Origin of the sequence: Stenotrophomonas sp. HMSC10F07 (assembly GCF_001807895.1) — a bacterium.
Lineage (GTDB): Bacteria > Pseudomonadota > Gammaproteobacteria > Xanthomonadales > Xanthomonadaceae > Stenotrophomonas > Stenotrophomonas sepilia.
Map to the genome: position 1 here is coordinate 54,902 of NZ_KV791339.1, position 20,444 is coordinate 75,345.

Sequence of the window (20,444 nt, forward strand, 5' to 3'; positions counted from 1 at the left end):
TGGGTGACGTGGCGCCGTCGACCTGTTAACTTGCGCGCCACATTCGTGGTTTACAGCATTTCCGTATGTCGCTCTCGTCGTACCGCCCCATCCCCTCGCTGCTGTCTCTGACCGTTTCCCTTGGCCTCGCCTCCACTGCCGCTGCAGTCCCGCAGACCACCACGCTGGATGCGGTGCAGGTCACCGCTGCTGGCGATGCCAGCGCGCAGGCGCGCGAGGCGCTGAAGCGCGTACCCGGCGCCAGCAACGTCATCGACGTGGCCAAAGCCGACAGCCGACTGTCCAGCAATGCCGATGTGCTGGCCTACCAGCCGGGCATCAGCGCGCAGTCGCCGGGCAACGAGGGCACGAAGATCTCGATCCGGGGCTCGGGCATCAACCGCGGGCCGGGCGCGCATGCCTCGGGCATTGCGGTGTCGATCGACGGCCTGCCGCTGACCGGCCCAGGTGGCACGCCTTACGAACTGCTGGAACCCCTGTGGCTGTCGCGCGTGGAAGTCCTGCGCGGCGCCAACGGCTTCGAGCGCGGCGCGCTCGCGCTGGGCGGTGCCATCGACTACGTCAGCCGCAGCGGCCGTGATTCGGCGGGCGTGCAGCTGCACTACGAAGCCGGCAGCCGTGGCTACCAGAAGCGCGGCCTCAGCTGGGGCGGCGTCAACGGCGATGTCGACTACTTCCTGGCCTACACCGATACCGAGTTCGACGGTTACCAGCGCCATGCGCACGGCGACGGCAAGGGCGCGATGGCCAACATCGGCTGGCAGATCACGCCCGACCTGCAGACGCGCTTCTTCGTGCGCTACCGCGAAACCAATCACGAAACGCCCGGCCGCCTGACCCGCGATCAGATCCGCAACGATCCGCACGCCGCGAATGCGGCCAACCTGGCCATCGATGCGCGCCGACCGCAACCGGGCAGCACCTGGGTGGGTAATGTCACCACGCTGCAGATTGATGAGGATTCGTCGCTGCAGGCCGGGCTGGTCTACCACACCTACCCGATGGACTTGAACGAGAGCCTGTACCGCCAGCAGCTGGACTACGCCAACCTCAACGCCACACTGGACTACCGCCACCGCCACCGGCTGTTCGGGCTGGACAGCGAGACCACGGTCGGCCTGCGCGTCACCCATGACCTGGATGCCGATGTGCGCGAGTCGCTGCGCTTTGCCAGCAACGGCTACGCTGCCGGCACGCGCACGCGTGACTTCCGCCACCACGGCACCGACAGCACACTGCACATCGGCAATACCCTCGCCTTCAATGACCGCCTGCGCATGCAGGCTGGGCTGGCGCTGATCAACACCCGTCGCGATGTGCAGGTGACCTGGCCAAGCAGCGGCGGCCGCCTGCGTGACCACGACTGGGACTACGCACCGCGACTGGGCTTTACCTGGCAGCACAGCGCGCAGACCCAGTGGTTCGGCAACCTCAGCCGTTCGGTGGAGGCACCGCACCCGTGGTCGATGATCTGGGGCTCGAACCAGTACTTCGGGCCGGGCAATGGCCCGTCTACCGGCCGCCAGCGCGCGCCGGTGCCGATGCAGAACCAGACCGCCACCACGCTGGAACTGGGCGCGCGCGGTGATGCGGCGCTGGGTCGCTGGGAACTGACCGGCTACTATGCCCACGTGAACCACGAACTGCTGAGCGTCGAACTGCAACCGCTGCCGAACCTGTTCATCGCCGAGAACAATGCCAGCCCCACCGTGCACCGCGGTATCGAGGCCGGATTGGACAGCACGCTGTGGCAGGCTGCACCGGGCCGCCTGTCGCTGCGCCAGGCGTATACCTTCAGCGACTTCCGCTACCGCCACGATGCACGTTTCGGCAGCAACCGCCTGCCCGGCCTGCCGCGCCACGCCTACCAGGCCGAGCTGCGCTTCGATCATGCATCCGGCCTGTACGCGGCACTGAACACCGAATACGCCTCGCGCATCGCGGTGGACTACGCCAACAGCTACTGGGCCGACAGCCATGTGATCTTCGGCAGCCGCATCGGCTACGACGCACCCGGTGGCCGCTGGCAGGCCTGGGCGGAGATGCGCAACCTAGGCAATCGCCGCTACGCCGCTACGGTCACGCCGGGCTATGACGACGCCGGCAAGGATGTCGCGCGTTCGACGCCGGGCGAAGGCCGCGGCGTCTACGCGGGCGTGCGCTGGCGCTTTGAGTGATTGCTGCAGGCGGCGCCGGGTGCGATCCGGCGCCGTCGTTCCAGGGTCAGCCGATACGCCAGGGCGGCAGGCGCTCGCTGCGCTTCCAGATGGAAGGCGCGAAGCCGACCAGCACCAGTGCCGCCAGCCACTTCGGCGACGTACTCAGCAGCGTCGAACCGAGCGAGCCGCCGCCGGGTGCGAGCGGCTCCTGCCACGGGTTGTAGCCCAGGTAGACGACGCTGCCAGCCCACCACAACAACGCCAGGCCGATGCCCACCAACAGCAGGGCCAGCGTGCGGCAGGTCCAGCGCTGCGAGGTGGTTCCCCACTCGCGGGACACCGCTACCAGCAGACCCACCACCAGCAGCGACACCAGTGCCACCAGGCCGATATCAACCTTCGGTCCAATGCGCTCATAGGCGCAGGCGCGGCATTGCGCCTCTTCCGCGGCAGTGCCGGCTTCAGCGCCATCGCCCTGCCCGGCTGCCGGCTGCGCCAGTGCTGCAAACGGCAACAACACCGCCAGCAGCGTCACCATGATCCAACGAAACAACGTCCTGTTCCTGCGTGCAGCGACATCCATGCGCTCTTCCTCGTCAGTGGTTGTGTGTCTCAATGGGCGTTCGGCCATCCAGCGCCCCGGTTCCCGATGCAGTACGACAAGCTCCGGATAGGTGAAACCGCCAGGACACGAATCCTCGGCGACCGCGATCATAGCCCACTGTTCAGGGCGGCTGAAAACAGGTCGGGACCGGGCCATATGAAGGAAGCAACCGCATTACAGCCCCTGGATGACCTGCAGCAGGTGGCTCGCACCCGGCACGAGTTCCTGAGCAAGCCAGCCCAGCACCGCGAAGAACAGCAACAGGCCGATCAGCGGCCAGACCGTGTGCGACACGCATACCCGCCACCATCCCTGCTCGTGCATGCCCTGCATGCGCCGGTACAGGCCGCCGGCGATCGCCGCGTCCACGAGCAGTTCGGCCATCAGCACCGGCGCCGACCACACCACCCACACGCTGGCCAGCAGGACGGTCGCCACCAGCGCGACGATGCCGAGGATGGCCAGCAACGGCAAGCCCGCTTCGTCTTCAGCGAGCCCGGCCAACGGCAGCTCTCCGGCGTCGCCACTGCTCGCCGATGCCGGCTCGTTCCACGAGGCCGACGCACCGCCACCGCCGGAACGGCCGCCGGCGCCGCTCCACGGTGATTCCACGGCACTGCCGCGAGGGGATGGGCTGCCACCGCCCACATCCGGCGACAGGCCATCCAGTACGTTGTCCCAACGCCAGCGGATCCAGATCCACATCAGCAGCAGGAACACGCCGTAGGCCAGCACGACGGCCATCGGGTAGCGAAACCACATCGCGTCGATACCGGCCAGGCGCAGCAGGTGCGAGGCAAGAAAGCCTGCAGCGCCGGTCAGGGCGACGATCAGCGCCATCTGCAGGCGTGGCCAACCACGCTGCTGCAGGTGCCGGCGCGCACGCACGACTTCGCTGCCGCGGTTCATCGGCAATGTCAGTGAACTGCGTGAAAAATGGCGCGAGCGCTTCACGCCGCCGCCAGGGGGCAGGAGGCATCGCGGCCAGGGACCTCGGGAACCTGATGCTGCATGCGGACATCCTTGCCGGGCACGCGTAGGCGGTGTTGGGCGGATTCTACCGCGGGCAGCTCCGCTGTCCAGACGGCGGTTCCAAGCGGCCGTTCCTCAGCTGCGATCAACGATCCGTTCGATGCGGTCACCCGCGAACACGAACTCGCTCTGGCCCTGCAGTTCCAGCTCAGTGCCCGCACGCGGTCCATCGGGAACATCCTGTGCGAACACGCCGCGCCAGCCAATCGTCGCCGTCGCCCGATCACCATCGAACACCAGCGCCAGCAAGCGCTGTTCGCGCTCCCGGAACAGGCGCGCAGACTGGCGTGCCAGTTCGCCAAAGGCATCGACGCCTTCGGTGACCATCGTCAGCTGGCCGCCGCTGTGGTTCTCGAAGCGTACGTTGTGCGCCAGCACCGCCAGCATGGCGTCGATATCGAAGCGGTTGTAGGCCTGCAGGTAGTGCTCGATCAACTGACGATGGTGCGATTCGTCCATGGCGGCATCCAGTCGTGGGCTGCTGGCGAGTCTGGCCTGTCGGCACCGGCCGATCAAGGCCGCGTGGCCGCCTTCAGCAGCTGCGCGGCCACCTGATCGAACGGGGCGATGTCCTGCAGCGCACGGCACATCGCCACCGCCCCCTCCACGCTGGCGATCACCAGGCTGGCCAGCTCAGCCGCTGCTGGCGGGGCGTGTCCTTCGGCGACGAATGCCGAGGCGAGGTGGCCGTGCCAGCGTGCGAACACCTCGGCGGCCGCCGCGCGGGGTTGGCTGGGTGTCGCCTCCACCGGCTCCTCCACGGCAGCGGCCAGCACCGGGCAGCCAGCGCGGAACCCGGAGCGCAGCAGACGCTCGCGCCACATCGCAAGGAACTGCTGCAGGCCCTGTACCGCCCCATCCTTCAACAGCTCCACCAGCAGCGCCTCCACCTTGTCGCCGGCCATGTGGGTGGCGCGCGCCAGCAGCTCCTGCTTGCCGCCGGGAAAGTGATGGTAGGTGGAGCCCAATGGCGCCTCGGCCAGCTTGGTCACTTCGCGGATGCTGGTGGCATTGAGGCCCACCCGCGCCAGCATCTGCGCCGCGGCATCGATCACGCGCTGTGGGGCATCGGACGGTCGCGGGCTCACGGCGGTCTCCTTGCTAAGACAGTCGTCATAGATTAGCGTACCGGCGATTCTATAACAGTCGTCATAGCCATGAATCTCTGGTTCCGTCTGCTCCACCTGCTGCTGTGCAGCCTGTTCCGGCCGAAACTGGAGGCCCCGTTCGGGGTCTCGCGGCTGCAGTTCCGGGTGCTGCCCAACGACCTGGACAGCAACCTGCACATGACCAACGGCCGCTACTGGAACATCTTCGACCTGGGCCGGCTGGACCTGATCCTGCGCATGGGTCTGGGCCGGGTGGCGCTGCGCGAGAAATGGGCGCCGATCGTCGGCGCCGGCACCATCCAGTTCCGCCGCGAATTGAAGCCGTTCCAGCGCTTCACCCTGGAAACACGACTGGTGGGCTGGGTCGGCTCGCGCGGCATCATGGAGCAGCGCGTGCTGATCGGTGCCGAGCAGAAGATCGCCACGCGCGCGTTGCTGGTCACCGGCATCTACGACCGCCGCGCGCGCCAGTTCCTGGGCATGCCGAAGATGATGGAAGCGATCGGTGTGGTTGCCCCGCCCTCGCCGCCGCTCGGTGCGGCCGCCGAAGCGTTGCTGGCGGCCGATGCAGCGTTGAAGCAGGACGATGCCTGAGCGTCAGGGGGCGGCCAGCGGCACCGCGTGTTTGCGCGATACGACCTGGGTGCGCCCTCCCACGTGCAGCACGTACTCGAAGGACTGCCGCATGCGGCTGTACGCGCCACCCTCCGGCACGCCGTAGTTGGCGCCCACGCTGAGGGTATGCCGGCCTGGCGGCAACGGCTTGAGCATCACCCAGTAGCCGTCGGCGGCGGCCAGCCGTGAGTCTGCGTCATCGTCATCCATGCGGAAGCAGCCTTCACTGCGCACCCGATGCATGCGCATGTCGCCCAGGGGTTGGCCATCCAGCAGCACCACTGCACTGATCAGATAATCGTTGTTGACCGCCGCCCCCGCCTGCAGCTCCTTGCAGGGCACAGTCTCATCCACCTGGTAGTGCGCCATGTTGATGATCGGCAGCAACAGGTACTTGCCCGCCGGCACCACGCATTCGCGATGTGGCCGGAAACGGCCATTGGTGCCGGCCAGGTTCCAGACCGGGCCTTCCTGGCCCACATCGCATACACGGCCATCCGGGTCGAGATAGGGCGCGCCGCCCTGGGCGTCGGCCCAGCGCCACCAGCGGGCGGTCCATTCGGCCAGTGAAACTCCGGCCACCGGCTCACGCGTCAGCGGCGAAGGCGCCGCCGTGTCTGCACTGAACGCCGGCACGGCCGCCAGCAGCAGTGCCATCGTTGCGCCGCTGCGACGCAGCCATCCCTGGATTCCCTTCCGCATCACCCACCCCATCGTCCCTGGCGGCCACGCTGCGTGGCCAGCTCCGGGGCCATTTTACCTCGACGGGCTGGACGCTGTGCATTGCGGGTGCTGTGCATAGTCCGGCGCCATTGCGCGCCTGATTGCAGCCTCCGCCAGCGGCGCCATCACCGCATAGCCCTTCGCCGTGGGATGCACGCCATCCTCGGCCAGCTGCGGATCCAGCCCTCCGGCGGCATTGGTCATCGGCGTGTAGTAGTCCAGATAGATCAGCTGCTTCGCATAGGCATAGCGCTTCAATGCCGCGTTCAATGCGCGCACCTTGGGAGCAGGTGCCGTGCCCGGCAACCACGGGTAATCGCTGACCGGCAGCACCGATGCCAGTACCACGGTGATGCCATGTGCGCGTGCCAGGTCCACCATCGCGTGCAGGTTGTCTTCAATCATCGCCTGCGTGGACGGGCCGGTGTTGCCGGCAATGTCGTTGGTGCCGGCCAGGATCACCACCACCTGTGGCTTCAGGGCCAGCACGTCCTGCGGGAACCGCACCAGCATCTGCGCCGTGGTCTGGCCACTGATGCCGCGGTTGAGCCAGCCCTTGCCGGGAAAGAACGATGCGCTGCCTTCCCTGCCCCAGCCTTCGGTGATGGAATCACCGTAGAACACCACGCGTGGTTGCCCCGGTACAGCGGCAGGCAGTCGCGCGTTGGCGTCGCGATAACGCTGCAGTTGCGGCCAATCGGCCAGGCGCTGCTGCATGAAGCGCACTTCGTCCGCGCGCAGGCTTTCGACAGGCTCCAGCAGCAAAGGGTTGATCGCGGGCATCTCGGCCGCCACCCCGTGGGCGCTCAGCGCGATACCGATGGCAACTGCGGCCAGGCCGCCGGACAAGGAACGCATGGGGTCTCTCCCTTGAATGTCCGGGCCAGTCTAGCGCGCGGCCCCGCGCTTACCGCGCCGCCGACCGCGCGGCCACGCCGGTCACCTTGGCCGGCATCCACATGCCGGGCGTCCAGCCACTGGCAGCCAGGATTGCCTTCGGGTTGTCCTGCTGGATCAGCGCACGCACTGCATCGCGCTTGTCCTTGGCCTGCAGGTAATAGGCCTTGGCGATGCGGTAGCCCACCCAGTACCCGAGGTCATAGGGCTCCTGCGAACCGGGCTTGTAGTTGTACAGCCACGGCGACAGATCGGTACTGTCCACATCCAGCGCAAAGGCGCTTTCAATGTGGACCTCGCGGCCGCGCGTCCATGCCGCATGGCGACTGTTGCCGACGTTGCCGGAAATCAATTCGGCGATGAATTCGGCGATGCCTTCGCCCAGCGAAACACGCAGCACCGTCGCATGCGGGTCGCCAGGCTCGAAATCGGTCAGGCCGGTCTGCTGGATGTGCACGTACTCGTGCGCGATCACGTGCACGAAACGGTCCTGCACGTTGGGATTCATGAAATCGGCTGCACACAGCGCTTCCAGGCCGATGATCACCCCACTCTTCGAGGTCAACCCGACCGGCCGACCACGGCCGACCGCGAGGGTCACCGGAGGAAACGCGGCCTGCGGATAGATCGCCTGCAGGTTGCCGAACACCTGCACCAGGCGCTGCTTCACCGCCGGCAGCTCCGCCAGGCAGCTGCGGCCCTGCGCATACACTCCGGGCTGGCTGGCAATGGCTTCGGCCATGCGTTCGGGCGTGACCCGGCGCGCCTTCGCCAGTTCACTCAGGCCCGGACTGCCTTCGGCCAGGTAACCGGCCAGCTGAGCGACGCTGGGCTTGCCGCCGGTGCTGTCGTAGAGCGCGTAGAAGCGGCTGGCATCGGTGGTGAGGATCTGCGGCCCCGGCGGGGTACCCGCCGACGCCACGCCGACCGCCCCGGCACAGGCCAGGGCAAGCAGGCAACGCAGGAAGCTGGACATCGCTCCGTCCTTGGTGGAGTGCATGCGAAGCGCGCAATCTATCACTCCGCCCCGGCCACCGCAGCGGGCACATGCAGGCCCTTCGGGGCTGTGCCAGACTCACTCAGGCACCTGCCATGGATGATGGAGCACCGCACGATGATGATCGTTCCCGCGTACTGGGCCGAAGCCCGCCTGCAGGCCCGTTTCCGTGGCCGGCCGGTGGTCGTACGCCGCTTCGGCTGGTCCGATGAGGGTCCTGCCCAGGCCCAGGCCCACGCCGACCGCCGCGCCAACGAAGCCCTCAATGCCATCCTCGCCGGGCAGGCGCTGCCGCGTCGTGAAGTGCGCAGCAACTATGGCGTGGAGGGTGTGCCAATCCGCGAGCAGATCGTGCAGCGCGACGGCGATGTCATCATCACCCGCAACAGCTATGGCGCGTTGTGCCTCAACAGCCCCGACGTGCTGTTTGCCGACATCGACCATGCGCAGCCACCGGCCGGATGCGTGATACCGGCCATCGTGGCTGCGATCGTGCTGCTTGCCGGCGCCGTCATCGGCACCCTGCTCTGGCACTGGCTGGTGGGCCTGGTACTGGGCGTGGCGGCAGTGCTGCTGGTCAACGCGACACTGCTGATGCGGCGGAAGCAGCGCCTGGCCGCCGCCGGCGGTGCTGAAGGGCTTGCGCTGAAACGCGTGGACGCCTTCAGCGAACAGCATCCCGATTGGCACCTGCGTGCCTACCGCACACCCGCCGGGCTGCGCATGCTGGCGATGCATGCCACGTTCTCACCGGAGGACGAGCAGCTCCAGGCATTCTTCAAGGCACTGGGCACCGACACCCTGTACGCGCGCATGTGCCGGCTGCAGCATTGTTTCCGTGCGCGACTGACACCGAAGCCGTGGCGCGTCGGCCTGAAGTACCGCATCCGGCCGCCGGTGGCCGCGTGGTCAGCCGAACAGGCCAACAATCCGGATCGACTGGCCTGGATTGCCGAGTACGAAAAGAAGAGTGCCGGCTTTGCCGCGTGCACCTACCTGCGCAGCTTCGGCGATACCTCCCGGGTGCATGCCAAGGCCGAGCATGTGCGCGAGCTGCACGATCGGCTGTCGCACGCGCAGGACCGGTTACCGCTGGCCTGAACGCAATGAGCGCTCAGTCCACGCCCTGCACGAACGGCTGCCCTGCCAGGGTAGTGCCCAGCCGCACCGCGATCTGCTGACCGCCCTTTTCGAAGGTTGTTGCGCATTGCTTGGCGCCCTTCTGGCATCCCACTTCCGGAAAGCCCTCGAGTGACTCGGGCGCGCCCTGTGCGGGACTCGCCAACCATCCTGCCGCATCCAGCAGGCGCTTGGCCTTGGCATAGGGCATGCCGGCGACGATGCCCAACTGTGCCAGTTCCGACGGAAGTGACTGGGCGTGCAGGCTCGGCGACATCACCAGCACCAACACTGCGGCAACAAGTTTGGACTTCATTGGTGAAACCCATGGCGGACAGCAGACCTGCAGCGTATCGCAGCTTCCGCGCGACATGGCACCCGCATCACATACGGTTACGCAATCGCAACGGCCAATGACACGAGGTCACGCCTCGGATCAATCAAGTGCTGTTGAGAACTGCCACGGGGCCTCGCGTGCCACCCGCCGCACCGGTACCCAGGCAGCCAGCTGCGCAGCCTCTGCACCTTCCTGCCCGGCTCCTGCCGCATCACGGACCGCCGCGCAATGCAGGCAGGCCGAAACAGGCGATCAAGCCGTTGTACCAGCTGCGATGCCAGGCCCGTGGCCCGGCATCGGGCATTCCCTCTGGACGCTCCGCAGGAACTGGCGGACATCACGCTCGATATCGCGCCAGTGTGGCAGCAGGTTCTGACGATACCTGATGCTCAGGTGGACCTGCTTCAGATTGGCATCTTCCAGCGTCGCCTCGCAGAGCGGCGTCCAGTGCGGAGGTCGGTACTGCGGCCCGGTCATGCAACGAATCAGCACGTTGGGCGTTGCCCCGATCGCGAAGGTATCGGAGTAATTGATCCGATTCCAATTGTAGCTCTTGGGCTCGGAAACGCTGGGCCGTGCCATCTCAAGTCCCAAGGTCTCATCCCATCCGAACTCGAACGAAACCTGGTATGGCATCCCCCATGCCGGATCACGACCGAGCGCACGCTCCCGCGTTCCCTGCAACGAAACGATCTCCCCCGGTCCCCCTTGAGACATCCCAATCTCGATCCACTGTGAATCACCCGTTCCACCGGAGTGATGGGTGTTGTAATCGTCGCGGTTGGCTTTCGTACGAGGAGCCATCTCGGGCCAGCGCAACTGGAAGGTTGCACTGCGCAGGGTCGGCCCGCATGGCGTGATGCCTTGGCTATCAGCTTCCCGATCGAGCTCCCAGATCCAGACCGCCTGGGCTCTGGCATTCAGTGCAGTACCACCGATGACCCCCGTCAACCTTTCCTTGGCCCGCTCGGCTTCACTGCGTCCGCAACCGGCCAGTGACACAAGCAGGACGACCATCAATGCCCTCCGTGCCGGGCCGTCCATGACAATCCATCGCTCCCGATCCCGCATGCCGCTCCTGGATGCTGCCTGACGCTGCGATCATCCGAAAGGAGCTGACTCTCTGTCAATGTGCAATGAATTCAACGTGCAGGGTCTGCCTCCCTCCTCCGATACGCCAAGGCCGCCCGGAGGCGGCCTTGGCGTTCTTCACTTGGCGTTCTTCACGTAGGTGTCGAACCAGTTCAGCATTTCCGATACCAGCTGCTCGTTCGATTCCAGCGCGGTGTACCAGTGCGGCTCGTTCGGCAGCATCACCAGACGCGTGGTACCACCGTTGCCGCGGATCGCCTGGTACAGCTTGCGCGACTGGAATGGCTCGGTGCCGGGGTTGGCGTCGTCCTCGCCGTGGACCAGCAGCAGCGGCAGCTTGATCTTGTCGGCATAGAAGAACGGCGAGGCTTTCAGGTACACGTCCTGCGCCTGCCACACCGAGCGACGCTCGTTCTGGAAGCCGAACGGCGTAAAGGTCTTGTTGTACGAACCGCTGGTCGCCACACCGGCCTTGAACAGATTGGTATGGGCGATCAGGTTGGCGGTCATCAGGCCGCCATGGCTGTGGCCGGTCACGCCGATGCGGTTGCGATCGACCACGCCCATGTCCACCGCCTTGTCCACCGCCGCCTTGGCGTCAGCTTCCAGCTGCTCCAGGTAGGTGTCGTAGGCGTTCTTCGGGTCACCTACGATCGGGAACGAGGCGTTGTCGATGATCGCGTAGCCGGCCAGCAGCATCAGGCGGTACGGCTGCAGGCGGGTGAAGGTCTGCTGCGAACCGGACACCTGCCCCGCCTGCGCGGCGTTGGCGAAGTCGGCCGGGTAGGCGTACAGGATCGCCGGCACACGCTGGCCTTCCTTGTAGCCCGGCGGCGTGTACAGGGTGAACGACAGGTCCACGCCATCAGCACGCTTGTAGGTCACCAGCTGCTTCTTGATCTGGCGCACTTCCGGAGTCGGGTCGACCAGCTTGGTCAGCGCGGTCGCGGTGGACGCGAACTGCGCCTCGCCGGTCTTCGCATCGGCCACCGCCTCACCCTGCTGGCGGATGAAGGCATTCGGCGGATCGATCACCGACTGGTGCCAGGTCAGGTAGCGGCCCGCCGTGTTGCTGAAACCGAGGAACTGTTCATAGGCATCGGTGCTGCTGCGGAACAGGCGCTCGCTCTTCAGCGTGCCCAGGTCGAGGCGGTCGAGGAACGGACGGTCGCCCTGCGGCGAGGCGCCACGGCCGCTCAGGAACACGTGATCGCCCTCCCGGCGCACGACCTGCGCGCCATTCGGCAGGCGGGTGAATACCAGGTTGCCGGGGTTGCCGTACAGCTCATCGCTGGACATGTCCCACAGCAGGCGGCCTTCCTTCTTCGGCTGATCCACATCGACGATGCGGGTCTGCATCCAGTGGCGGTTCTCGTCGTTCTCGAACTGGAACGCCACGGCCGGATCGGCGGTCCATGCGAAGCCTTCGAAGCGTTGTGCGGTGCGGGCGATCTCGACCGGCTTGCCGTTGAACGGTGCCTTCAGCATCAGTACCCGATCGCGATGCGGCACGCTGACCTTCCAGTCGCCCTTGTCCAGCGCTTCGGCATAGACCAGGGTGGCCGGATCGGTAGCACGCCAGTCGAAACCGCGCGGGCCTTCCGGCACACCGTGCACCGGCACGCGGTCGGCCAGCGGCAGGCTGGCGATCGGCGTGGACTTGCCGCTGGCGATATCCAGCACGGCCACGTCGTTGGCGAAGCGCTGGTAGGTCACCGCGTGCGAATACGGTCCCTTGATCGATTCGGTCAGCACGTGCACGCCATCGGGTGCGGCACTGACGTCGTTGAACAGTGCCGGCTGGCCGACCGGACGCACGCTGTTGGCGACGGTATCGACCACGGCCAGCTGCGAGGCACCGTAGTAGGCGAACAGCTTTTCGTCATGCACGCTGGTCAGCGTATCGCGGGCTTCGTAGGTGCTGCTCTCGCCGCTGCTGCCCAGCGACTCCTGCGCATCCGGGCCGGTCGGCACGCCACCGTTGGACGGCGCCGGGCCCTGGTTGGCCGGCACCAGCTTCACCAGCAGGTTCTGGCTGCCGCCCAGCCACTGCACGGTGTTACCGAAGATCGGGTTCAACTGCACGTTCGGCACCTGCTTCACCTGGCCGGTGGCGGCATCGCCCACCCACAGCTGCACGCTGGTATCGACCGCATTCTGGAAGGCGAAGTGGCTGCCATCGGCCGACCACAGCGCGCCGGTGGCACAGCCTTGCGGCAGGTTGACCTTGGTCTCCTTGCCACTGCCGATGTCGACCAGGGTGAAGTCGGCCACGCAGGCCGGGATGCCATAGCCACCGGGGGTGTCATGGCGGCTGCGGTTCTTCGGCTCCAGGCGCACACCAGCCAGCTTCAGGTAGGGCTGGGCCACGCGGCTGATCGACGGATAGGTCTGCGCGGTGGTCAGCAGCAGGCGTTGGCCGCCCGGGGCCACGTTCGGTGCCGGCGGCGGCGGCGCCTTCAGCACCTTGAGCAGGTGTTCCGGCGGCTTCGCGTAATCAGCGAAGGCCGGGCCAGCGGCCAGCAGGCCAAAGGTGGCAACGGCAACAGCCGCCGCCAGAGAGGTTCGACGGATCAGCATCCTTATCCCCTGGGTGTGAATGGGTACCCGGATTCGGGCATGGACCCGAATCTAGCACCGCAGGGGTTGGGGTGAATGGGCCGGAAGGGCTAGTGGCCGGACGGGGCAAAGTGGGACACGCCCGGAGAGGCCGGCGATGGGCCGGCATCTGCCAGGCGTGGTCTGTCATCACTGCTGGGCGTGCAGATCCCAGGCCGTCAGGTAATCGGGGTCGACCACGATCATGCCACTGTTCCGCATGCGGTATTCGCCTGGCTCGGCCCGCTGGTACTGGTCGAGCATGGGCGGCAGGTAGCGCTCATGGCCATCGTCCTCGTCGGCCAGCACCACGCCTTCGTCGGCACTGATGCGCAGCACGGTGCCCGCGTACTGCTCCAGACCCTGCACCTGGCCGTCGCCACCATAGCGGGTGACACCCACCAGCACGACCTTGCCGATCATTTCCTCGGCCTTCGCATCGTCCAGTGGGGGCAGAATGGGATTGAATTCGTCGTTCATCGGAGCACCTCCAAAGCCTGTGGGGATAGCGTGGATTCGGCGGCCCCACGTTGCCAGCGTCGACGGCAACGCAGGGATCTCTCTTGGGGCGCAAGTAGCTGGATCGCAGGAGCAACCGGGCAACGCCGGGGCGCGATGGGCGGAAGGTGTCTGGAACTGTGGGGGACGGCCATCTGCGCCGATGGCGTGACCGTGTCAGGTCAAGGTCAACACCACGCGTTGCGTTGCATACACGGTGAAGCGTGACAGCTGCACTGTAGCGGCATGAGGGCCTCCTGTTGAAGGTCACACGCGGGTGTGTTGCTCCGTTGGAACGAATGTTGCCACTCTGCGCGGAAGGAACAAGTGAAGATTGCAGGCGACCTGTACAAGGTGGTTCGCGCGGTACCCGTTCATTAAGCTGCCGCCCACCCTGCCGCGGCACGCCTGCACCGGACGCCACGCTAGAATGCGGCCATGCGCACCGTACATGCCCTCCGCTACATCACCCCCTTGCGGGAAGGTGGCTCCCTGCCGGCCGTGGTCGAGACCGACGACGACGGCATGGCCGTGCTGAAGTTCCGTGGCGCCGGCCAAGGCCCGAAGGCGCTGATCGCCGAGCTGATCGCCGGCGAGATGGCCCGTACGCTGGGCCTGCCGATTCCGGAGATCCTGTTCGTCGAGCTGGACCGCGAGTTCGCCCGCACCGAGCCCGACCCGGAGATCCAGGAGCTGATCCGCGCCAGCGAGGGCCTCAACCTGGGCCTGGACTACCTGCCCGGCGCGATCAACTACGACCCGGCAGCGATGCCGGTGGATGCCGACCTGGCCTCGCGCATCGTCTGGTTCGATGCGTTCACCAGCAATGTCGATCGCACCACGCGCAATCCCAACCTGATGGTGTGGCATCGAAAGCTGTACCTGATCGATCACGGCGCGGCGATGTACTTCCATCACGACTGGGCCAATGCCGGCGATGCCTGCGAGAAGCCCTTCGTGCTGATCCGCGACCATGTGCTGCTGTCGTTCGCCAGCCGCATCGCCGAGGTGGATGCCGAGCTGGCCGCGCGCCTGACCGATGCCGAGATCGAGCGCATCGTCGGCCTGGTGCCGGACAGCTGGCTGGTCAACGAGCCGGCATTCGACAGCCCGCAGGCCTATCGCCAGGGCTACATCGACTATCTCAAGCATCGCCTGAAAGTGCATGCGGTGTTCGTGCAGGAGGCCATCCGTGCCCACGCTGCACACGTATGACTACGCGGTCATCCGCGTGGTACCGCGGGTGGAACGCGAGGAATTCATCAACGTCGGGGTGATCGTGTCCTGCCCCGGCGCACGCCATCTGGAAGCGGCCATCGAGATCGATCCGGCACGCCTGCGCGCGTTCGCTCCGGCGCTGGACCAGGACGCGTTGCAGCCATGGCTGGATGCGATCGTGGCCATCTGCCGCGGCGACGCCAGCGCCGGACCAATCGCACAGCTGCCCGCGCGCGCCCGCTTTCACTTCCTCACCGCCAAGCGCAGCTCGATTGTGCAGATGTCGAGCACGCATGTCGGCCGCACTGCGGACCCAGCGGGTGTGGTGGAACACTTGATGACGAAGATGGTGCGGGTACCGGAATGAACGGCACCTACCGCGTTCACAGTGGCAACCTTCGCGCGATGTAGTTGACCACATTACCGATCGCATCCGGATCGACATTGGCCAGGCCAACGATCACATAGCCCTGCGCCGGCAGCACCACGATGGCACTGTTCGATCCGGGCGCACCGCCTTCGTGGCCGTACTGATGCTCCCTGCCCTCGCCCTGCACCACGAAACCAAAGCCATACCAGCCCTTGTGGTTCTGCGCCGTAGTGGCCTGCTGCAGCAACGCAGGTGAAACCAGCTTTCCGCTTTGCAGTGCCTCGGCGAATTTCACCATGTCGGCCACTGTGCTGTAGCCACCACCGGCCGACATGCCGCGCCAGGGCAGCGACTTCGTTTCACGGACCCATTGCCCATCGTGCTTCGTGTAAGCGACGGCACGCTTTGGAACGCTCACTGTTTCCGGCTCGAAGCCGGTGCCGGTCATGCCCACCGGGTGCAGGATGTGCTCCTCCAAATATGCGTAGTACGACTGCCCCGATACCGCCTCGATGATGCGTCCCAATACGATGAAGCCATAGTTGGAGTAGCTGTCCTGGCTGCCTGGCGTGAACTGCGGCGCATCCTTGGCGAAGCGCTGCACGTAGTCATCCAGCGTCTTCAGGGACGCGGAATACTGTTCGAAATCATCGCCAAAGAAGTCGCCCAGGCCACTGGTATGTGACAGCAACTCGCGCACGGTCACGCTGTTGGCGACGGCCTTGTTCGGATAGTCCTGCAAGTGCTTGCCGATCGTGTCATCGAGACTGAGCCTGCCGGTCTGCATCAGCTGCAGGATGGCCACGGCAGTGAACATCTTGTTGGAGGACGCGAGGCGGAACTGCGTATCCCGTGCCACCTGCAACGCACCGGACAGCGCATCCTGCGCCCGCAGCGCCTCCAGTTTCGCTGCGGCATCGGCCATCAGGGCAGGCAATGCAACCCGTGCCGGCTTGTACTTGTCCGGCGTTTCAGTGCCCTCGATCTGGAACTGCTTCAGGTGCGACGGATTGATCGGGTCCATGACCGCCGTCACCCACATCGCACGTTCGCTCAGCTGCCCCATCACCAGCAGCTTCGCTTGGCCGGGCGTGCGCTCGATCGTTTCCAGTACGCGCAGCGGGCCGGTGCTCTCGCGGAACTCGAGATAGTCCCCGGGACCGCTGCCTTCCTTCTTCGCATACCTGTCAGCGAACGTCTGCAACGCATCGAGACTGCCTGCATTGAAGGCCGCAAGCCAGTCATCGATGGCATCCTGCGCACGCGGATGTGCACGCTCGCTGGAAGGTGCGCCCACTGCCGGAAAAGCCGAAAGGCTCATCAACACCGAACAGGCCAGTACATTGCAGAGAAGCAGGCGTCCAACAGCCTTCATGGCAGCTCCTTCGCGGTTATCCCTGGACGCATCCTAGATGATGGAACCGCCCACTGCATCCACGCTAGGGACTCTGCCGCAACACCTCGACCGTGACAGTGAACGCCTCGATGCGATGCCATTCGATCCGCTCATACGGCAGCGATTCCACACCCATGCCGATCTGGTACCGCACCGCATCCGGGCCGTCGCGCCAGTAGTACGGCACGCCATTGCTCCAGCCGCAACAGACGTAGCGCAATGCAGGCGTGCCAAAGGTCTCGCGCAGATAGGCTTCCACCTTCACTGCCTGGGCGCCTGGAACGCGGTAGTGGGCCTGCATGGGTTTGATGTAGGACGCGTCGTCCTGGCTGCAGCCCAGGTATTCCAGTCCCGCAGGCTTCCGCTCCATCGCCTGCAGGAAATCCTGGCATTCGATATCCGGTCGCGCCAGGCCGTCCGCACGCCCCTGCGCTTCCCACGCGGCCAGCGCCTGCGCAGGCGTCTGCTGCGCAATCACGTTGGCGGCGAACAGCAATGCCGGCAGCCCCAGCAGCAGGCACGCGCTACGCAGCGGCAACCGGGCAATCATCTCAGGGCGATCCTTCGCAGGCAGTCACAGGAATGCTACCCGATACCGCGCTATCACCGTGCCATCGTCTGCTCGCTGAAGCGTGCCACGCAGAAGTCCAGGAAACTGCGCAGCTTGGGCGTCAGCTGGCGGTCGCGCGGATACACCAGGTTGATCCACGTCAACACCGGCACGTAGTCCGGCAGCACTTCCACCAGTTCGCCACGCGCCAGCGCGGCGGCGAGCATTTCATGGGGCTGCAGGATCAACCCCAGCCCACCGACGGCCGCGGTCAGCAACGGCTCGGCCTGATTGACCATGAAGCGGCTGGACACCGGCACGGTCAGCACGCTGCCATCGGTGTCGCGGAAACTCCAGCGCGTACGCATGATCGAATGCGCGAAGCCCAGGCACTCGTGCCGGCTCAGATCGGCCGGATGGACAATGGCCGGCCCCGTCCTGGTCCGACGATGGATGCTGCCCACTCGCCAGCGCAACTTCAGCGACAGCGGTCACAGCCCCGCATACCGTGTTCAGGCCGGCAACCGCTAGTTCGGCAGGGCAAACGCCATCACGTAATCGCCGTTCGGGGTTTCCATGAAATGGTGGCCGCCGGCCATGATCACCACGAACTGGCGTCCGTCTTGTTCATACACCATCGGCGTAGCCTGCCCGCCCGCGGGCAGCGCCGCGTGCCACAGCTCCTTGCCGGTCTTCAGGTCGATGGCGCGCAGCAGGTCATCGGTGGCGGCGGCGATGAAGATCAGCCCGCTGGCGGTCACCACCGAACCGCCGTTGTTCGGCGTGCCGATCTCGATCGGCAGGCCGGAACGGATGCCGAACGGCCCATTGCCGCGCGCACTGCCAAACGGACGATCCCACAACAGCTTGCCGGTGCGCAGGTCGATGGCACGGATGCCGCCGTAGGGAGGCTGCTTGCACAGCAGACCCGTGAACGGCAGCCGCCAGCCAGCGTTGACCTGGATGCCATACGGCGTTCCCACCTGCGGATCGCCGGCCCCCTCGCCACCGCCCCTGTCGGCACGGATCTTCTCGCGCGGCAGCCAGCCCAGGCGGTCGGCTTCGGCACGTGGCACCAGCCGATTGTAGTTGGGCATATCGTTGTAGTTGGCCACGATCACGCCGCGGCGCGTATCGATGGAAACACTGCCCCAATCCGAACCGCCGTTGTAGCCGGGGTATTCGATGGAATGGCGATCACTGCTCGGCGGCGTGTAGAAGCCTTCGTAATAGGCCTTGCGGAACTGGATGCGGCAGATCAGCTGGTCGATCGGGGTGATGCCCCACATGTCGCGCTCGGTCAGGTCATGCTCGCGGCGCAGCGTGTGGTACAGCGAGAACAGCTGCGTGGGTGAGCGCTGTTCCGGTTCGACACCGCCGACCGGCACCTTGCGCTCTTCGGCAGCGGTCAGCAGCTGGCCGTTGCGGCGGTCGAGGATGTAGAGATCACCCTGCTTGGTCGGCAGCAGGAGTGCCGGCACCTTGCCTGCCGCCGTCGGGTAATCGATCAGGCTGGCCTGCGAACCCAGGTCGTAGTCCCACACGTCCTTGCGCACGGCCTGGAAATGCCAGGCCGGCTTACCGGTGGCCACATCGATCGCCACCAGCGACGTCGCATAGCGGTTCTGGTTTTCCGTACGCGAGCCACTCCAGTAATCGCCCGCAGAATTGCCCAGCGGCAGATAGACCAGCCCCAGCGCCTCATCACCGGTCGCGGTGGTCCACATGTTCGGCGTGCCGCGCGTGTAGGTCTGCCCATGCGGCGGCAGGCCGCTGCGCTCGGGCTGGTCCATGTCCCACGCCCAGCGCAGCTTGCCGGTGATCGCGTCGTAGGCCTGGATCACGCCCGATGGCGCGTCGCGGCGCTGACCATCCAGCACCTGGTGGCCGGTGACGATCACGCCGCGCACGATGGCCGGGGGCGAGGTGATCGACACATAGCCGGGTGGCACCTCACCCATGCCGAGGGTGATGTCGACCTGGCCGTTGTTGCCGAAGTTCGCGCAGGGACGGCCGCTATCTGCATCCACTGCAATGATGCGCCCGTCCAGCGTGCCTTCGATGATGCGCGCCCAGCACGCCGGACGGCTGCCCGGTGCAGCGCTGCGGCTCACGCTGGTCGGCGGCTCGGGCAACGCCAGATCAGCCGCGGCATCGGCCAGGGTGGCATCGGCCAGGATCGGCGCTGCCGGTTGCTCGTAGTAGCTCACACCACGGCAGGCGGCGGTGTACGGGATCGAGGCGTCCTTCACCTTCGGATCGAACCGCCACAGTTCCTTGCCGCTGGCAGCGTCGAGCGCGATCAGGCGGTTACGGGCAGTGCACAGGTACAGGCGGTCGCCGATCTTCAGCGGCGTGGTTTCCGCACCCCAGCGCTTCTTCGGCAGGTCACCGGTGCGGAACTGCCAGGCCAGCTCCGACGTGGCCACGTTGGCCGGGGTGATCTGCTGCAGCGGCGAATAGCGGGTGGCGGCATTGCTGCGGCCCCACGCCGGCCAGTCTCCCTCGGCCGGCTGGTCGGCCGGTTGCAGGCCGGTGGTATCCCGCGTGGGTTCCAGTCCGGCGCTGGCCGCGCCTTCCGGGAACGACTGGTGCCCGTCCACTTCACCATGCGGTGCGAACGCCAACCCGAAGGCAGCGACGAACACCAGCATCAGGACGCCCGCCACGCTGCGCGACAGGCGCTTTGAAACCGGTTCGCGAAGGGTCGGCGCGAGCAGCGCCAGCACGATGCCGAGCGCGGTCACCAGGCCCAGCCGCGGCACCCAGCGCCAGTAGTCGCTGCCCGATTCCCACCAGGTCCAAAGCAGCGTGCCGACGAACACCAGCGCATACAGCAGCGCGCCGCTGCGGCGATTGCCGAACAACAACAGGCCACTGGCCAGAAGGCCGGCCCCGGCGATGGCGTAGTACGCAGACCCGCCCAGGCTGAGCAGCCACGCGCCGAGCCCGCCGATGACCAGGCCGAGCACGACCAGCAGCAGCGACAGCACGGTAACGAGAGGGTGCCGGGAAGCGCGGACGGGAGCAGGAGCGGACTGCGGCGTGGCGGACATCGTCGATCTCCGGGGGCAGCATGCGTCGTTATCCCACCGCCTGCGTGAAGCGCGCGCGTATGCGTGGCATCCGG

Annotated in this window: 20 protein-coding genes; 5 read left to right on the top strand and 15 right to left on the bottom strand. The window is 66.2% G+C overall.

Annotated features, from left to right (window positions below):
* Positions 1-65 precede the first annotated feature (65 nt).
* Positions 66-2,177: a TonB-dependent receptor family protein gene (locus HMPREF3114_RS03350; RefSeq protein WP_070489032.1), complete on the top strand. Its 2,112-nt coding sequence runs from the start codon at positions 66-68 to the stop codon at positions 2,175-2,177.
* 46 nt (positions 2,178-2,223) lie between these two features.
* Here the strand turns inward: HMPREF3114_RS03350 and HMPREF3114_RS03355 are convergent, their stop codons facing one another.
* The 4 genes from HMPREF3114_RS03355 to HMPREF3114_RS03370 all read right to left on the bottom strand — a co-directional run bounded on the left by HMPREF3114_RS03355 (position 2,224) and on the right by HMPREF3114_RS03370 (position 4,883).
* Positions 2,224-2,742 carry a hypothetical protein gene (locus tag HMPREF3114_RS03355; RefSeq protein WP_070489035.1) on the bottom strand — a complete coding sequence of 173 codons (519 nt, stop codon included), beginning with the start codon at positions 2,740-2,742 and terminating at the stop codon, positions 2,224-2,226.
* Between the two features lie 195 nt (positions 2,743-2,937).
* The gene (locus tag HMPREF3114_RS03360; RefSeq protein ID WP_070489038.1) at positions 2,938-3,672 is read right to left on the bottom strand and encodes a hypothetical protein; all 735 of its coding nucleotides are present in this window, start codon (positions 3,670-3,672) and stop codon (positions 2,938-2,940) included.
* 198 nt (positions 3,673-3,870) lie between these two features.
* A complete protein-coding gene (locus HMPREF3114_RS03365) occupies positions 3,871-4,254 on the bottom strand; it encodes a nuclear transport factor 2 family protein (protein ID WP_070489041.1) in 384 nt (127 codons plus the stop codon).
* 53 nt (positions 4,255-4,307) lie between these two features.
* On the bottom strand, positions 4,308-4,883 hold the full coding sequence (locus HMPREF3114_RS03370) for a TetR/AcrR family transcriptional regulator (RefSeq protein WP_005417331.1): 576 nt from the start codon (positions 4,881-4,883) through the stop codon (positions 4,308-4,310).
* Between the two features lie 69 nt (positions 4,884-4,952).
* Between HMPREF3114_RS03370 and HMPREF3114_RS03375 the strand changes: the two genes are divergently transcribed.
* A complete protein-coding gene (locus HMPREF3114_RS03375) occupies positions 4,953-5,498 on the top strand; it encodes a thioesterase family protein (RefSeq protein WP_053497299.1) in 546 nt (181 codons plus the stop codon).
* 3 nt (positions 5,499-5,501) lie between these two features.
* On the opposite strand, the gene HMPREF3114_RS03380 is transcribed toward HMPREF3114_RS03375, so the two are convergent.
* From HMPREF3114_RS03380 to HMPREF3114_RS03390, 3 genes are all read right to left on the bottom strand, one after another.
* Positions 5,502-6,176 carry a hypothetical protein gene (locus HMPREF3114_RS03380; protein ID WP_053497301.1) on the bottom strand — a complete coding sequence of 225 codons (675 nt, stop codon included), beginning with the start codon at positions 6,174-6,176 and terminating at the stop codon, positions 5,502-5,504.
* Positions 6,177-6,275: 99 nt separating this feature from the next.
* A complete protein-coding gene (locus HMPREF3114_RS03385) occupies positions 6,276-7,100 on the bottom strand; it encodes an SGNH/GDSL hydrolase family protein (protein ID WP_070489044.1) in 825 nt (274 codons plus the stop codon).
* A 49-nt stretch (positions 7,101-7,149) separates the two neighbouring features.
* Positions 7,150-8,115, bottom strand: a complete 966-nt coding sequence (locus tag HMPREF3114_RS03390; RefSeq protein ID WP_053497308.1) for a DUF2268 domain-containing putative Zn-dependent protease — start codon at positions 8,113-8,115, stop codon at positions 7,150-7,152.
* A gap of 138 nt (positions 8,116-8,253) precedes the next feature.
* Here HMPREF3114_RS03390 and HMPREF3114_RS03395 point away from each other — a divergent pair, with 138 nt between their 5' ends.
* A complete protein-coding gene (locus HMPREF3114_RS03395; protein ID WP_070489092.1) occupies positions 8,254-9,237 on the top strand; it encodes a hypothetical protein in 984 nt (327 codons plus the stop codon).
* A 13-nt stretch (positions 9,238-9,250) separates the two neighbouring features.
* Here HMPREF3114_RS03395 and HMPREF3114_RS03400 read toward each other — a convergent pair whose 3' ends face one another.
* The 4 genes from HMPREF3114_RS03400 to HMPREF3114_RS03415 form a co-directional block, all read right to left on the bottom strand.
* Positions 9,251-9,571: a hypothetical protein gene (locus HMPREF3114_RS03400; protein WP_070489048.1), complete on the bottom strand. Its 321-nt coding sequence runs from the start codon at positions 9,569-9,571 to the stop codon at positions 9,251-9,253.
* Between the two features lie 273 nt (positions 9,572-9,844).
* Entirely contained in the window at positions 9,845-10,609 is a 765-nt protein-coding gene (locus HMPREF3114_RS03405) for a hypothetical protein (protein WP_256337622.1), read from the bottom strand.
* 192 nt (positions 10,610-10,801) lie between these two features.
* Positions 10,802-13,264: a S9 family peptidase gene (locus HMPREF3114_RS03410; protein ID WP_070489053.1), complete on the bottom strand. Its 2,463-nt coding sequence runs from the start codon at positions 13,262-13,264 to the stop codon at positions 10,802-10,804.
* 168 nt (positions 13,265-13,432) lie between these two features.
* Positions 13,433-13,762, bottom strand: coding sequence for a hypothetical protein (locus HMPREF3114_RS03415; RefSeq protein ID WP_053497315.1), 330 nt, complete (start codon positions 13,760-13,762; stop codon positions 13,433-13,435).
* A gap of 456 nt (positions 13,763-14,218) precedes the next feature.
* Between HMPREF3114_RS03415 and HMPREF3114_RS03420 the strand changes: the two genes are divergently transcribed.
* Both HMPREF3114_RS03420 and HMPREF3114_RS03425 read left to right on the top strand, forming a co-directional pair.
* Positions 14,219-14,995 carry a HipA family kinase gene (locus HMPREF3114_RS03420; protein WP_070489056.1) on the top strand — a complete coding sequence of 259 codons (777 nt, stop codon included), beginning with the start codon at positions 14,219-14,221 and terminating at the stop codon, positions 14,993-14,995.
* A complete protein-coding gene (locus HMPREF3114_RS03425; RefSeq protein WP_053497318.1) occupies positions 14,973-15,365 on the top strand; it encodes a DUF3037 domain-containing protein in 393 nt (130 codons plus the stop codon). The genes HMPREF3114_RS03420 and HMPREF3114_RS03425 overlap by 23 nt, the downstream gene beginning before the upstream one ends.
* A 16-nt stretch (positions 15,366-15,381) precedes the next feature.
* Here the strand turns inward: HMPREF3114_RS03425 and HMPREF3114_RS03430 are convergent, their stop codons facing one another.
* The 4 genes from HMPREF3114_RS03430 to HMPREF3114_RS03445 all read right to left on the bottom strand — a co-directional run bounded on the left by HMPREF3114_RS03430 (position 15,382) and on the right by HMPREF3114_RS03445 (position 20,370).
* Positions 15,382-16,743, bottom strand: coding sequence for a serine hydrolase domain-containing protein (locus HMPREF3114_RS03430; RefSeq protein ID WP_070489059.1), 1,362 nt, complete (start codon positions 16,741-16,743; stop codon positions 15,382-15,384).
* Between the two features lie 64 nt (positions 16,744-16,807).
* Positions 16,808-17,314 carry a DUF4952 domain-containing protein gene (locus HMPREF3114_RS03435; RefSeq protein ID WP_070489062.1) on the bottom strand — a complete coding sequence of 169 codons (507 nt, stop codon included), beginning with the start codon at positions 17,312-17,314 and terminating at the stop codon, positions 16,808-16,810.
* A gap of 53 nt (positions 17,315-17,367) precedes the next feature.
* Positions 17,368-17,778 (bottom strand): LysR substrate-binding domain-containing protein, encoded by a 411-nt coding sequence (locus HMPREF3114_RS03440; protein ID WP_256337623.1) that lies wholly within the window; start codon positions 17,776-17,778, stop codon positions 17,368-17,370.
* A 63-nt stretch (positions 17,779-17,841) separates the two neighbouring features.
* Entirely contained in the window at positions 17,842-20,370 is a 2,529-nt protein-coding gene (locus tag HMPREF3114_RS03445) for a membrane-bound PQQ-dependent dehydrogenase, glucose/quinate/shikimate family (protein WP_070489065.1), read from the bottom strand.
* Positions 20,371-20,444: the final 74 nt, after the last annotated feature.